Source organism: Barnesiella sp. An22 (assembly GCF_002159975.1).
Taxonomy (GTDB): domain Bacteria; phylum Bacteroidota; class Bacteroidia; order Bacteroidales; family Barnesiellaceae; genus Barnesiella; species Barnesiella merdigallinarum.
Map to the genome: position 1 here is coordinate 135218 of NZ_NFJR01000003.1, position 14475 is coordinate 149692.

15 protein-coding genes are annotated in these 14475 nt (G+C 55.7%); 5 read left to right on the forward strand and 10 right to left on the reverse strand.

Annotated features, from left to right (window positions below; genetic code table 11):
* Positions 1-10: 10 nt before the first annotated feature.
* The 7 genes from pheT to B5F38_RS04645 form a co-directional block, all read right to left on the reverse strand.
* Positions 11-2470, reverse strand: a complete 2460-nt coding sequence (gene pheT, locus B5F38_RS04615) for a phenylalanine--tRNA ligase subunit beta (protein ID WP_087408136.1) — start codon at positions 2468-2470, stop codon at positions 11-13.
* 137 nt (positions 2471-2607) lie between these two features.
* Entirely contained in the window at positions 2608-3552 is a 945-nt protein-coding gene (locus B5F38_RS04620; protein ID WP_087408137.1) for an RluA family pseudouridine synthase, read from the reverse strand.
* A gap of 130 nt (positions 3553-3682) precedes the next feature.
* Complete coding sequence (locus tag B5F38_RS04625) at positions 3683-4060, reverse strand: hypothetical protein (protein WP_087408138.1); 378 nt, start codon at positions 4058-4060, stop codon at positions 3683-3685.
* Between the two features lie 6 nt (positions 4061-4066).
* Positions 4067-5305, reverse strand: a complete 1239-nt coding sequence (locus B5F38_RS04630; protein ID WP_087408139.1) for a ThiF family adenylyltransferase — start codon at positions 5303-5305, stop codon at positions 4067-4069.
* 6 nt (positions 5306-5311) lie between these two features.
* The gene (locus tag B5F38_RS04635; protein ID WP_087408140.1) at positions 5312-5515 is read right to left on the reverse strand and encodes a hypothetical protein; all 204 of its coding nucleotides are present in this window, start codon (positions 5513-5515) and stop codon (positions 5312-5314) included.
* 43 nt (positions 5516-5558) lie between these two features.
* Positions 5559-6002 carry a hypothetical protein gene (locus tag B5F38_RS04640; protein ID WP_087408141.1) on the reverse strand — a complete coding sequence of 148 codons (444 nt, stop codon included), beginning with the start codon at positions 6000-6002 and terminating at the stop codon, positions 5559-5561.
* Complete coding sequence (locus B5F38_RS04645; RefSeq protein ID WP_087408142.1) at positions 5999-6949, reverse strand: Mov34/MPN/PAD-1 family protein; 951 nt, start codon at positions 6947-6949, stop codon at positions 5999-6001. The genes B5F38_RS04640 and B5F38_RS04645 overlap by 4 nt, the downstream gene beginning before the upstream one ends.
* 245 nt (positions 6950-7194) lie before the next feature.
* Here B5F38_RS04645 and B5F38_RS04650 point away from each other — a divergent pair, with 245 nt between their 5' ends.
* The 3 genes from B5F38_RS04650 to B5F38_RS04660 are packed head-to-tail and all read left to right on the forward strand — an operon-like array spanning position 7195 to position 8884.
* Positions 7195-7854 carry a phosphatidylserine decarboxylase family protein gene (locus B5F38_RS04650; RefSeq protein WP_087408286.1) on the forward strand — a complete coding sequence of 220 codons (660 nt, stop codon included), beginning with the start codon at positions 7195-7197 and terminating at the stop codon, positions 7852-7854.
* A 3-nt stretch (positions 7855-7857) separates the two neighbouring features.
* A complete protein-coding gene (pssA, locus tag B5F38_RS04655) occupies positions 7858-8559 on the forward strand; it encodes a CDP-diacylglycerol--serine O-phosphatidyltransferase (protein WP_206422477.1) in 702 nt (233 codons plus the stop codon).
* Positions 8560-8617: 58 nt separating this feature from the next.
* Positions 8618-8884 (forward strand): DUF4834 family protein, encoded by a 267-nt coding sequence (locus B5F38_RS04660; protein ID WP_087408144.1) that lies wholly within the window; start codon positions 8618-8620, stop codon positions 8882-8884.
* A 90-nt stretch (positions 8885-8974) separates the two neighbouring features.
* On the opposite strand, the gene B5F38_RS04665 is transcribed toward B5F38_RS04660, so the two are convergent.
* From B5F38_RS04665 to B5F38_RS04675, 3 genes are all read right to left on the reverse strand, one after another.
* Positions 8975-9403 (reverse strand): hypothetical protein, encoded by a 429-nt coding sequence (locus tag B5F38_RS04665; RefSeq protein WP_087408145.1) that lies wholly within the window; start codon positions 9401-9403, stop codon positions 8975-8977.
* A 169-nt stretch (positions 9404-9572) separates the two neighbouring features.
* Entirely contained in the window at positions 9573-11042 is a 1470-nt protein-coding gene (locus B5F38_RS04670) for an aminoacyl-histidine dipeptidase (RefSeq protein WP_087408146.1), read from the reverse strand.
* Between the two features lie 28 nt (positions 11043-11070).
* Positions 11071-12111, reverse strand: a complete 1041-nt coding sequence (locus tag B5F38_RS04675) for a lysylphosphatidylglycerol synthase transmembrane domain-containing protein (protein ID WP_087408147.1) — start codon at positions 12109-12111, stop codon at positions 11071-11073.
* Between the two features lie 137 nt (positions 12112-12248).
* Here B5F38_RS04675 and rsmA point away from each other — a divergent pair, with 137 nt between their 5' ends.
* Both rsmA and mgtE read left to right on the forward strand, forming a co-directional pair.
* Positions 12249-13034 carry a 16S rRNA (adenine(1518)-N(6)/adenine(1519)-N(6))-dimethyltransferase RsmA gene (rsmA, locus tag B5F38_RS04680; RefSeq protein WP_087408148.1) on the forward strand — a complete coding sequence of 262 codons (786 nt, stop codon included), beginning with the start codon at positions 12249-12251 and terminating at the stop codon, positions 13032-13034.
* Positions 13035-13099: 65 nt separating this feature from the next.
* Complete coding sequence (mgtE, locus tag B5F38_RS04685) at positions 13100-14449, forward strand: magnesium transporter (RefSeq protein ID WP_087408149.1); 1350 nt, start codon at positions 13100-13102, stop codon at positions 14447-14449.
* Positions 14450-14475: the final 26 nt, after the last annotated feature.

Here is a 14475-nt window from a genome sequence, read left to right on the forward strand (position 1 = left end):
TAGTATTGAATTATCTCAACTGTGCCTCCAACTTCTGTTGCAGATTGGAGACTATCTTGTGCATGACAGCGTCAATCTGCTTGTCGTTGAGGGTCTTGTTCTCGTCTTGCAACATGAAGGTAACGGCATACGACTTCTTGCCCTCGGGCAGATTCTTACCCTCGTACACGTCGAAGAGGTAAACCTCCTTGAGCAGTTTGCGCTCACTCTCGCGGGCCACCTTCTCGATGTCGGCAAAGGCCACCGTGTTGTCTACCAGCAGAGCCAGGTCGCGCTTCACGGCCTGGAACTTGGGCAGGTCGCTGAAGAGTACGGCGTGTTTGGCGGCCATCTTCATCAGGGCATCCCAGTTCAGTTCGGCAAAGGCCACATCGGCATCGATGTCGAACCGCTTCAGTATCTTGTGCGATACGAGACCCATCTTGCCGAGCAGTTTGCCGCCGCGGTTGCTGTAGGTGAGGGCTGCCGAGTAGACCTCGTCGCTCGTCTGCACGGCCACGATGTCGCCGGCAATGCCCAAGCGGGCAAAGATATTCTCGACGTAAGCCTTCATCTCATACACGGTCGACTTCTCATCGGGGTGAGCCCAACTGCCTTCCACCCGGTTTCCAGTGAGCCACAAGGCAAAATGTTTCTCCTCGCTGTAACCCGAGAGAATCTTCTCGCCGTTGTGTGCCTCGGGGTTGAAGTAGTAGCAGTTGCCGTTCTCGTAGAACCGCAGATTGGCCCGACGACGGTTGATGTTGTGCGAAATGCTCTCCAAGCCGCCGAACAGCAGGGTTTGACGCATCACGTTCAGGTCGTTGCTCAGCGGGTTGAGCAGCGTCACGCAGTGAGCACGGGGCCAGCATTGCAGGTCGTCGTAGTAGGCACCACAGGTGAGCGAGTTGTTCATAATCTCGTTGAACCCGCAGCCGGTCAACTGCTCCGAAACCAGATTCAGCAACTGGTGGGCCTCATCGACCGGAGTCTTGTAGGAGAGGCTCGAGTGTACGCGGTCCGAAATCTCCACCTGGTTGTATCCGTAGATACGCAGCAGGTCTTCGATTACGTCGACATCGCGCTGTACATCCACCCGATAGGTGGGCACCCGCAGGGAGAGCTCGCGCTCATTCTCGCTCACAATCTCGATTTCGAGGCTGTGCAGGATGCTCTTCACCGTTTCGACAGGGATGTGCTTGCCGATAAGGGTATCTATCTTTTCATAAGTCAATGTCACGGGGAAAGGCGCTACGGGCGACGGATAGATGTCGACGATGTCGCCGCAGATTTCGCCGCCGGCCAACTCTTTCACCAGCATGGCAGCCCGTTTGAGGGCATAGAGGGTATCGTTGGGATCGACGCCCCGCTCGAAGCGGAACGACGAGTCGGTATTCAATCCTTGACGACGGGCCGTCTTGCGCACCCACGTGGGGTTGAAGCAGGCCGATTCGAGGAATACATCGGTCGTCTCGTCGGTCACGCCCGACTTCAAACCACCGAATACGCCGGCAATACACATAGGCTCCTCGGTGTTGCATATCATCAGGTCACGGTCTGTCAACGTGCGTTCCACCTCATCGAGCGTAACGAACTTGTCGCCCTCCTTGGCCGGTTTCACAATCACCTTGCCGCCAGCGATGCGGTTCAGGTCGAAGCAGTGGAGCGGTTGCCCCGTGCCGTGCAGCAGGTAGTTGGTAATATCGACCACGTTGTTGATGGGTCGCAACCCGATAGCCGACAGACGTTGCTTCAACCAGTCGGGGCTCTCGGCCACCTTCACGTTGCGCACCGTCACGCCGCTGTATCGGATACAGGCCTCGTGATTCTCCACCTCGACAGCGATGCCGCCATCCTTGCGATCGATGGCAAAGCCCTCTACCGACGGACGATGCAGGCCGCCATCGTGTCCGTGCCGGGTCAGATAGGCTGCCAGGTCACGAGCCACGCCGTAGTGCGATGCAGCATCGATGCGGTTGGGGGTAATGTCGACTTCGAGAATGTAGTCGCTCTTGATATTGTAATACTCTTTGGCGGGCGTACCGGGTTTCACCGGCTCGGGCAGCACGATGATGCCATCGTGCGAAGTGCCGATACCGATTTCGTCTTCGGCACAAATCATGCCGAACGACTCCACGCCGCGGATTTTCGATTTCTTGATGGTAAAGCTCTCGTCGCCGCTATACAACACGGTGCCCAGCGTGGCCACTACCACATATTGCCCGGCAGCGACATTGGCGGCGCCGCACACGATTTGAGCCGGCTCGGCTTCGCCCAGATCGACGGTCGTAATATGCAGGTGGTCCGAATTGGGGTGATCTACACAGGTGAGCACTTTGCCGATAACCAGGCCGTTGAGGCCTCCTTTTATCGTCTGTACCTCCTCGATGCCGCCGGTTTCGAGGCCGATGGAGGTAAGAGCAGCCGAAAGTTCCTCGGGAGTGAGGTCGAAGTTTACATAATCTTTCAGCCAGTTATACGAAATATTCATAATGAACCAATTTTATCTTCTATCCTATCGCATTCCGAAAGAGCTCTTTGAGCGGGCTCCCCGAAAAATTTTGCCAAAGTTAATAAGAAACTGTTTAAAAGCCAACCGCTCTACCGATTTTTCAACCCGCGCCGACACTATTTCTTTTCGGTATCCTGCACGCCCGAGCCTGCCGTAATCGAGAGGAAACGGGGCGGTATGGGAGTCTCGAAATTCATCTCCTTGCGGGTAACCGGGTGGGCAAAGCGCAACTTGTAGGCATGCAGAGCCACCCGACCCAACGGGCTGCCGTGAGCGCCATACTTGCGGTCGCCGGCAATGCTGTGACCCAGGTCGTGCATGTGCACACGTATCTGATTCTTGCGTCCGGTAGCCAAGTTGAGCTCTACCAGCGAGAAATGCTTGTTGCTGCTCAACACCTTGTAGCGGGTAATGGCCAACTGCCCCTCCTCGGGATTGTCGGTCGAGTAGACCTGATAGGCCGAATTCTCGGCCAGATACGACCGCACCATCCCCTCGGGCTGTTCCATCTGACCCTCGACCACAGCCACATACTTGCGCTCGAGCACCATGTTGTGCCAGTTGTGCTGCATCTGCTCCTGTATGCCTTTGCTCTTGGCAAACATCATCAGCCCCGAGGTGTCGCGGTCGAGCCGGTGTACGATGAAGAGTCTGTTTTCGGGGTTCTGCGACTTCACATAGTCGCTCAAGATGCTGTATGCCGTGCCGGTCTTGATGCGCTCGGTCGACATCGACAGCAAGCCGTAGCCCTTGTCGATGACCAGGATATACTCATCTTCATAGACCAGCCGCAGGCGGTTGTGCTTGAACACGCTAAACCCGGCCTTGAAGTTGATTTTCAACTCGTCGCCGGCATGCAGTAGCGTGTCGAACTGGGTCACCGGCATATCGTTCACCGCGACCTGGCGATGGACCAGATACGACTTGACCGTAGTGCGGCTCTTGTCGCCGAAGAGCGTATACAGGTAGTTGAGCAACGTGTCGTCGTGCTCGACGGTGTAGTGCTTGACATCCTTGTCGGAAAACCGACGGACTGGCCGTTTGTGAGAAGGTTGGCGCATACGTTTTCTATTTTTGCAATTTTGTCGTGCAAAGATAGTGCAAAGCCACCGCAAAGACAAACATAACCCGCTCTTTTATACGCAAACGGCCGGTCCGCACCGGCCGACCCGTCTGCTCTGCACGGCAAGACTAACCGTCGATCATACCCAGCTTGCTGGCTATCCCCACGGCAATCGACCACACGATAAATGCAATGAATCCCACCACCAGCGCCGACAGGAAACCGTCGCTTATCCATGCCGAGATGAATGTCACGACCACTCCCAGAAGCCCCCCGAACATGATGATATACCCCATGGCCCGCCAGACGAAGACAATAGCTGCCAGAATGAAGGCAACGACCGACCAGAGGAAACTGAATACCCGGCGCACCCCGTCGCCCACCCGCTCCCAGAAGGTGCGTTGGGGACGGTGTATGTAATCGGGGCGGCCTTGCGAAATGATTTCGCCGGTCGACATGTCTACCCGGGTGCCGTTGCGCAGGGTTATGATGCGATGCTTGCCCATGGATTCCTATTGTCTGCACTCCATACACTCAGCATCCTTTTTCAACTTCACGCCATACCAGCGCAGGATGGTGAGGTGACGCTTGGGGTTGTTGTTGAACGGGGCCCAGTTGGCAAACTGGTAGTCGCGCCGGTTGGCCCAGATGTAGTAGTCGTAGGTGAGCTCCTCGAGCAGCGACGAGATGCCGCACTCGATACCCCTCGACAGTTCGTTGAGGGCCAGCTTCACCATCATGTTGTTGATGGGAGCGATGTCGGTCGACAGCCCCACCTGCACCATGGCATTGGCATCTTCGTCGGACACGTAGGCCGGGATGATGCCCAGCTCGCGGGCCCGGCGCACATCGGTAATCTCGTCGTTCTGGTGATAGATGGGATTTCCCGTGAGGCAGGCGTAACAGGGTCCGCCCGGCCGCACCCGCAGAATATCGCCCCCTTCGGCCCGGGTAACGGCCCGGCCGAACAGCCCCACCTTGCCCAGCTTCACCAGCCGGGCGTTGATGTTGTAGCGGCTGGCATACTCGTCGGTAGCCACGATGGTGAGGTCGCTCTCGGCAATACACCGCTCGAGCTCGTCGAGGTGCCGGTTGATGTCGATGGCCAGGGTCTCGACCTGCGCATAGGGGTTCTTCAGCAGGATGGCATCTTTCACGGCGTTGACCTTGAGACGCCCCAACTCGTTCACGCCGCAAATGTGGCGCGAAATGTTGTGCAGTTCTATGCGGTCGAAGTCGATGAGGATGAAATGCCCCACCCCGGCCTTGGCCAGCTCGACGGCAATAGGAGCACCACCGCTCCCGAGCCCCACAATCAGCACCTTCTTCTCCTCCAGAGCCCCCACCTCGAGCAACCCTTTGCTGCGGGTATAGAGCTCGCTGCGGCGGGGCACATACTTCACGGCAGCCTCGACCTGTTGCTCGCCATCGACGATAAAGGCACGCGACTTCACCCGGTTGTCGGCCTCGACCCGGATGCACACAATCACCACCGGCACCCGCCGGGCTTCGGACGGCAAATCGCGATAGACGGCAGCCGCCTCGTCGTCGGCCCGCTCATACCCCGCCTGGTCTACCACTCTGAAGAGGCAGGGCATCGAGTAGCCCGTAGGGGCCACCTGCGGGTACTTGAGGTAGACGTGGTACACCTGCTCGCCCTTCCACTCGAAGGCAGCCCCGAAACACTGCGCCTGCCCGCTGTTCCAGAACTCCTGCAGATGATTCTGATAGAGATAAACAATCGGTTCCATACCCGGTCAGTTGGCATAGTAGGGTTTCGTGCCGATGGTCGTGCCCACCTTCTCCTTCCCGCTGCGTTCGGCCTCGGCCGGAGTCATCGCCTCCAGTTCACCATCGTCGCCGATTACCAGTTCCACTTCGCGGCGTCCGCTGTTGGTCTGCGCCAGAGCTTCGCCCAAATCTACACAATCGTCGGTTTTCTTTTTGTCAAACAGTCCCATAATTACTCTTTTTTATCGGTTTTACAATTCATTTTCAACAGGTTCAATAGGCCGCCCCCTTCAGAAATTCGTCGAGGGTACGCCCCGTTTTCAGGTGGCACTCGTACATCTCGAGCCAGATGCGCACCTTGATGATAATCTGGTAGAGGGTGATGCGGTTGGGGGCCCAGTCGGCATGGCCGTAGTGACATACCCGCACACAACCATTCTCGCCGGCCAGCGTGTGCATGCTGTGGCTGGGCGAGAGCATACTGCCGCCCGAGCGGGTCAGCAGGGGTTTAGGGCTGGTGATGAACACCTTCGGGATATTGTAGGGGTAGTTGTCCGAGAGGTCGATCTTCACCACGTAACACCGCAGGGAGTTAGTCTGGATGGCTACCGCCAGATAGGGATGCGATGTATTCATATCCATAAACCGGTATTGTTTGGGTTTGATGGTCGAGTTTTGCAACACGCCCAACTCGATTTGGTACCTTTCGTTTGTCATATCGATAAATCTTTTAAACGGTTAATCACTGACGGGGCTATCCCATCGGACAGCGGACTCCAGAGAGGGGCCCCGGGCCGCCCCAAAGCTCCCAGATTCCACGACGAAGTCTCCCCCTCCTGATAGCGCACCACATAAGGGGCCCTCACCGGGAAATCCGGGCCGAATACCAATCGCCACGAGGCCCGGCCGGGCACTTCGAATCGCACCTCGATGGTCTCGTCGTCGACCTTCAGCAGTCTCGCATCGGCATAGCGCCCCTGTATGTAAGCCACAATCTGCTTCAGTTGCAGGCGGTTCGCCCGGTCGTTCAGCCAAAAGCCGCGCTCGAAAGTCACCTGCCCCGCGGCAGGAGCCTGCTGCGCGCCCCGGGCATTCATCTCGCCATATACGGCTACGGAGGTAAACGGGAAAATCAGACTGTCGCCGTGGGCTGCATCGTAACGGGCCCGTACCGGCCCCTCGCCCGGCACGACCAGCCACGGGCGCTGCTCCATCGTCACCCGATGGTGCAGATTCACAAACGAGAAAGCGTTGGCCGAGGCCCTCTGCCGCACACATACCCCGATGGCCAGCACGCAACGCGACAGACCGTCGGCATACATACCCTCGTGTATCGACTGCACGTCGCCTCCGCTCGGATGCGAAAGACCCAGCCCGTGATGCGAATGCCACACCCCGATGTGCGACAACCGATGCTCCCGCGACAGCAGGTCGACATGGCGTTGCAGATAATCGGCATCCTGGACGAAACTGGTAAACCGGCGCACCGATTTCGGCCCCGGCCCCAGCACATACACCACCACGGCATCGCCCTCGGCAGTCCAGTAGCCGAACAGGTTACCCCCTGTCTCCATCTGTGGCGAGTCGAGGATAACCCGCATCATGAAATCCAACTCTTCCCGGAAAATATAGATGTCCCCATAACCCCCTTTATCTGTCTCCATACGGCTGGTGTTTTTCGCTTTGTACAACAAGAGATTCTCTCTTATGCAATATAAATAAAAAATATCGACATTTACAAACTTATCGCCCGGAAAATACGTTTCGCGAATTAAAATCACCCATACAACTACTCCTGTAAATTATTCTCTTCAATTCCCGAAGAAGCAAAAAACAGTCATTATCTTGGTCTTTCCACAAATAACTATTACCTTTGCCCGCTGCATCTAAATCGAGTAAAAAAATGAAAATGAAAATACACCGAGAAGGTAAAAACATATTACTCTTACTGTTTGTAGTCCTGCTTATTTTGAACATACCTATCTACATGTGGGTAAAAATCGCCTGGATAGCGATTTTTGTGCATGTAGTCTCGATTGTGTTTTTCCTGCTGGTTGTCAACTTCTTCCGCTCTCCGAAGCGTCGGTTCAAAGGTGACCGTAAAAATGTAGTGGTGGCTCCGGCCGACGGTGTGGTAGTCGTACTCGAAGAGGTGCTCGAAGATGAGTATTTCCACGACAAACGCATGCAGGTATCCATCTTCATGAATATACTCAATGTGCACGCCAACTGGTTCCCCGTAGCCGGCGAAGTGCTCCACGTGAGTCATCAACAGGGCCGGTTCATGGCGGCCTATCTGCCCAAATCAAGCACCGAGAACGAACGCTCGACCATCGTCATCAAGGCCGAAAACGGACAAGAGGTGCTGGTTCGCCAGATTGCCGGAGCCGTAGCTCGCCGCATCGTCACTTATGCCGAGGTGGGCGACTCGTGCCAGATAGACGAGCACATGGGCTTCATCAAGTTCGGCTCGCGTGTCGACCTCTACCTGCCGCTCGACAGCGACATCAAGGTGAAACTGAACGACAAGACTACAGGCGATTTAACCGAAATAGCCCGCCTAAAATAAGCAATCATGAACGCAATTGTCAAAAATATACCCAACTCCATCACCTGCCTGAATCTGCTCTCGGGATGCTTCGCCTGCATTTTTGCATTTCAGGGCCAATACGATTGGGTTGCCTTGTGCATAGGGTTGTCGGCCCTCTTCGATTTTCTCGACGGCATGGCCGCCCGGTTGCTGCACGCCTACTCTCCGTTGGGTAAAGAGCTCGATTCGCTGGCCGACCTCATCAGTTTCGGGCTGGCTCCAGGTCTGATGGTGATGCACTTGATGGCCTACAACAGCACATTCCACGGCATGGCCGAATACCAGTCGTGGTGGGCATTGAGCGCGCTGCTCATCCCGGTATTTTCGGCACTGCGGTTGGCCAAGTTCAACATCGATACCCGCCAGACTACCTCGTTCATCGGGCTGCCCGTACCGGCCAACGCCCTCTTCTGGATAGGTATCTGCCAGGCCGTGCTGCGCATGGAGAGCCCCGTATGCGGCTACGCCATCGTGGCGCTGGTCATCATCTTCTCGCTGTTGCTGGTATCGGAGATTCCCATGTTCTCGCTCAAGTTCAAAAACCTGAAGTGGAAAGAGAACTACCTGCGCTACCTCATCATCGCCGTTGCGGCAATCTGCCTCATTTTCTTCGGTTTGTCAGGTCTTGCCGCCACCATAGGCCTGTATATCGTCTTGTCGCTGCTGACAGCCCGCAAACGATAAAAACAAAAACGGAACGATTTTTGTTCCTACTGGGATATAAACCTAATATGTATCGATTATGCACTTGGCATTTTTGCTTCTGATTATACTCTTTATTATCTTCTTTGTGCCCCTCTTGGCTCTCATCCAACTGGTCGTACGCTTTATATCCCGCATATTCTTCGGGAGAAAAGAGGGGGCTGGCAATACCTTCGGCCGGCAGGAACAGAGCAGCCGCTCACAGGGCGAACGCTCCACGACCTGGTATACCAGTACCAAGAAAGGGAAAAAGAAGATTGACAGTTCGGAGGGCGAGTATATCGACTTCGAAGATATAAAGGAATAAAAAAAAGAAGAGAGAGCCGTCGCGCGGCCTCTCGTCAAGAGGTCTGCAGCCAGTCTCTCCCCTGTCTCGTGACGGCTTGTAGCAGCCGCGCTATTTCACCGACAGAATCTCTTCAACGATAAAGTTGCTGTATCCCCTCCAGGGCAATGCTCCCAGATACTCGTTGTATTTCAGTTCGACATGACGTCCGCTCATGCGCATGAGCGAATCTGCCAAATTGGCATCATCGACCGAAAAGACAAACTGGTTGGACTGCAGCGACCCTTGCCCTGCCGTGCGGAATCCCTCCATGATGAGAGTCCCCTCGTAGGTCTTGAACACATAGCCCTTCTTCACTACATAGTTGAGAGTACCCGCCTTCACACCCGAGCCGAATACAAAATAGTAACGCACATACACAAAGGCGCCCAGGGCCACTACCAACACCACTCCCGCAATCCACAGGAAGCGGCGGAACGACCGGCGCAGGGCTTCGCCCCGGCTGCGGCCTGTTTGAGTCTCGTTTATTTCACCGTTCATTTCATTCTGTTTTTCGCAATCTCTCCCCACAGGCTATCTCGGTAGGTTCCACGCCTCGCCCCGTTTGCCCCGGGCCCCGATTGCACTTGACACCAAAGAATATATTTCAAAACAAAAAAGCGGTCGATGCGAGCAACCGCATCGACTGCTTTTAGCATTTATTATCGTTTCACTCCTTCACCGGGATATTCTCCAAGGCAGCCACCAACAGCTTCCAGAAGGTCTCGACCGTAGAGATTTCTACCTTCTCGTTGGGCGAATGCGGGTGCTTGATGGTGGGGCCGAACGAAATCATGTCGAGGCCCGGATAGTTGGCACCGATAATACCGCACTCGAGACCGGCGTGCATCATCTTCACTTGAGCCTCACGCCCGGTTACCTGCGGGTAGAGCCGTTTCATCAGGTTCAGAATCTGCGATTTGAAGTTGGGTTCCCAACCGGGATAGGCACCATCGAAATCGACCCGGGCACCAGCCAGCGAGAAGGTGCTCTCCAACTCCGAAGCCAAAGCCCGTTTCATGCTCTCGCTCGAGCTGCGCACGAGAATCTTCACCTCGATATACCCTTCGGAGGTACGCACAATCGAGAGGTTCGACGAGGTCTCCACCACGTCGGGGGCATCGGGTATCATGCGATACACACCGTTGTGGCAGGCCACGATGGCGTTGATGAGGTCGTCCTGTATCTCCTCGGGCAGGAGCGAATGCGGCAGTTCGGTCTGCTCGGCCGTAAAGTAGAGGTTCTCTTCGATGAAGCCATACTCCCGCTTGAGCGTAGCGGCAAAGTCATTCACGGCATCCATGAAATCCTCCTTGTCCTCGGCCAGAATCGTCACCACGGCCTCGGCTTCGCGCGGGATGGCATTGCGCAGCGTACCGCCGCTGTAACTGGCCAGGCGGGCCTCATACTCCGACACCGCCTCTTTCAGGAAGCGGAACATCTCCTTGTTGGCATTCATGCGGCCCAGGTGAATATCCACACCCGAGTGGCCGCCGTGCAGTCCGCCCAGAGTCAGCTTCACGGCTATCTCGTTGGGAGCCGGCGTATAGGGTTCCTCCTTGTAGCGGAACTCGATATTCACATCCACACCGCCGGCACAGCTCATGTAGAGCTCGCCATCCTGCTCCGAGTCGGTATTCAGCAAAATTTCGCCATGCAGCTCGCCCGGTTCCAGCCCGATAGCGCCATACATGCCGGTCTCCTCGTCGTAGGTAAAGAGCGCTTCGAGGGGGCCATGCTTGAGATCTTTCGACTCGAGAATAGCCAGAATCGACGAGATGCCGATACCGTTGTCGGCGCCCAGCGTCGTCTCGGTAGCCGTCACCCAGTCGCCGTCGACACGGGGGAGAATAGGATCGGTCTCGAAGTTGTGCTTCACCGACTTGTTGGCCTGAGGCACCATATCCATGTGACCTTGCAGAATGACCGGCTTGCGATTCTCCATGCCGGGCGTAGCCGGCTTGCGAATGATGACATTTCCAGCCTTGTCGTGAATCGTCTCCAAACCCAGCGAACGACCTACACCCATGATATACTCGGTAATCTTGTCGAGGTGTCCCGACGGACGGGGAATCTGACAAATCGCCTGAAAATGTTTCCACACAGCCTGCGGCTGAAGAGATGTGATTTTGCTGTCCATAGTTATAATTTTATAGATCCGTAAATTGTCAAAGGCGATCCGACTCGGGAATCTCCGTCACAATATCGTCCACAACCCGTTCGCCCTTGGGTTTCTTCTTATCGCATGCCATCGAAATGAAGGCATATATTCCTATCAGCACAACCAGCACCATTTGCGACCCGTGTGCCACAAAGGCAAAGGCGCCGGCCTCGTTGCCCGTGATACCGTAGTACGACAGACCCGCGATAACCGCCAGGTGCCACGGTCCTATACCCCCCTGCACGGGAAGTCCCATGCCCAGACTGCCCAACACATAGAGCAGCAACACGGCAGCCACCGTCAGATGCGACGTGCTGGGGAAGGCAAATATGCACAAATATAACTGCATAAAATAGCAGAACCAAATAAAGAGGGTATAGAATATGAATTGAAATTTACCGTGCATGGTCACAATCGAAGCAAAACCGGCCCACACGTTGGCCATCAGCCCCTTGATGCGCTGCACCAGCCGGCTCTGGCTGTTGGTGCGGAAAAACCAAATCACCACCCCGATGCAGACGGCAATACCCACATAGAGCCACACCGATGTGAGCACGCTTGTCACCCCCGCCTCGATCGAAGGGTTCTCGTCGAGAAACCGGATAAACGGCTTCATCTGCATGAAAAAGACCAGCAGCGTGAGCAACGCCACCATCACCGTATCGGAGAGGCGGTCCGACACCATCGACCCCAGCACCTTGCTGAACGACGCCTTCTCGCGCTGGGCCACATAGCCGCAGCGCCACACCTCGCCCAGGCGGGGGAAGAGCAGGTTCATGGCATACATGCCGAAGATGGCATTGATGAGGACACGCATCGACGGCTCTATATGCAGCGCGCGCAGCTGCAAACGCCAGCGCAAGGCCCGGGCTATATGACTGAAAACGGCCACCCCCATCGAGAGGACAACCCAAGTATAGTTTACATCGGTTTTAAGAATCTGGAGTATGGTCTCTACATCGAGTTGCTGGTAGACATACCAGAACAACCATACGCCGCAGAGCAGAGGAAGCAGATATTTTACAATATCGCGGATTATCCTTTTCAATTTTCCCGTTTTAAAAATTTGTTATACCTTTGTATGCTGCAAAGATAAAGGTTTATCTCCAACTTTGTAGCGAACGGAGGCCTGAAAAATCTCCGCTGTAAATATTTTATTGACTCACAACTGAAACCGGAACCTTCATGAGCTACATGGTCAAACCCAAGAAATCGCTGGGACAGCATTTTCTCACCGACTTGAGCATAGCCGAGGCGATTGCCGACACCCTGGCCAGCTACAAAGGCATGCCCGTGCTCGAGGTGGGGCCCGGCATGGGAGTCCTCACCCGGTTTCTGCTGGACAAAGGCCACGACCTCACGGTGGTCGAGCTCGACCCCGAGTCGGTCGAATACCTGCAGGAGCACTTTCCCGAGCTGCGCGACCGTATTGTCGCCAAAGACTTTCTCAAGCTCGACCTGGCCCAACTCTACGAAGGCCCCTTCTGCGTCATCGGCAACTATCCCTACAACATCTCGAGCCAGATATTTTTCAAGATTCTCGACTATAAAGACCGCATACCCTGTTGCAGCGGCATGATTCAGAAAGAGGTGGCCGAACGCATGGCCGCCCCTCCCGGCAGCAAGACCTACGGGATACTGAGCGTGTTGCTGCAGGCCTGGTACGATATAGAATATCTCTTCACCGTTCCCGAGCACGTGTTCAATCCCCCGCCCAAAGTCAAGTCGGCGGTCATCAGGATGACCCGCAACCAGGTCGAGCAACTGGGGTGTAACGAACGGCTCTTCAAACAGATTGTCAAGACCGCCTTCAACCAACGGCGAAAGACCATGCGCAACTCACTGAGAAGCCTGGTCGGGAAAGAGTGCGAAGTCCTGTCCGACCCCATCTTCGACGAACGCCCCGAGCGGCTGTCGGTCGAGCGGTTCATCGCCCTCACCAACCTGTTAGAGAGTTATATCATCCCATAAACAACCTGCCGGAATACCGTCGGCCTTCCACCCTGTTCCGGATTCAAACCCAAGGAGGCTGAGACATGGAAAAGTTTACGCCCGAATATATACAGAACGTCCAGCAAATCATCAAGAACGACGAGAAAGACAAGGCTCGCGAACTGCTCAAGGAGCTGCACCCCGCCGACATCGCCGAGCTGTACCAGCAGCTCAACCTCGACGAGGCCGAGTACATATACATGCTGCTCGACGGCGAAAAGGCGGCCGACGTACTGCTCGAACTCGACGAGGACGACCGCAAGAAGATGCTCAAGCAACTGCCCAGTGAGGTGATTGCCAAGCAGTTCATCGACTACATGGACTCCGACGACGCCGTAGACCTCATCCGCGAGATGGACGAGGATGCCCAGGAAGAGATTCTCTCGCACATCGACGACGTGGAGCAGGCCGGCGACATCGTAGACCTGTTGAAGTACGACGAAGATACCGCCGGCGGTCTCATGGGTACCGAGATGGTGGTCGTGAACGAAAACTGGAGCATGCCCGAGTGCGTGAAACAGATGCGCATCCAGGCCGAGGAGTTGGGCGAACTCTACTACGTCTACGTGGTCGACGACGACGACCGGCTCAAAGGCGTCTTTCCCCTCAAGAAGATGATTACCAACCCGTCGGCCTCCAAGATCAAGCACGTCATGCGCAAAGACCCCGTATCGGTCAAGACCGACACCCCCATCGAAGAGGTGGCCGTCACCTTCGAAAAGTACGACCTGGTGGCCGTTCCCGTAATCGACAGCATCGGGCGGCTGGTGGGGCAGATTACCGTCGACGACGTGATGGACGAGGTGCGCGAACAGTCGGAGCGTGAATACCAGTTGGCATCGGGTCTTTCGCAAGACGTCGAGTCGAACGATACCGTCTTCACCCAGACGGCGGCCCGCCTGCCGTGGCTGCTCATCGGCATGTTCGGCGGTCTGGCCAACTCAGTGATTCTGGGCAACTTCGAGGCCAACATCGCCCGCAACCCCGCCACCGCCCTCTTCATCCCCCTCATCGGTGGCACGGGCGGCAACGTGGGCATCCAGTCATCGGCCATCGTCGTGCAGGGCCTGGCCAACGGCAAGCTCGACATGAAGACGGCCGGCAAACAACTGTTCAAGGAGCTGGGCGTAGCCCTCATCAACGCCTGCATGATTTCGCTGCTGGTTTTCGTCTACAACTGGTTTTTCCTCGACAACATGGCCACCACCGTATCGGTGTCGCTCTCGCTATTTGCCGTCGTGATATTCGCCTCGATATTCGGTACTCTCGTGCCCCTCACCCTCGAGCGGTTCAAGATAGACCCGGCCATTGCCACAGGCCCCTTTATCACCATTACCAACGACATCATAGGCATGCTCATCTACATGAGCATAAGCTATATGCTCTCGACCTAAAAGGGGCTGAGACGAAAAATTTTGCA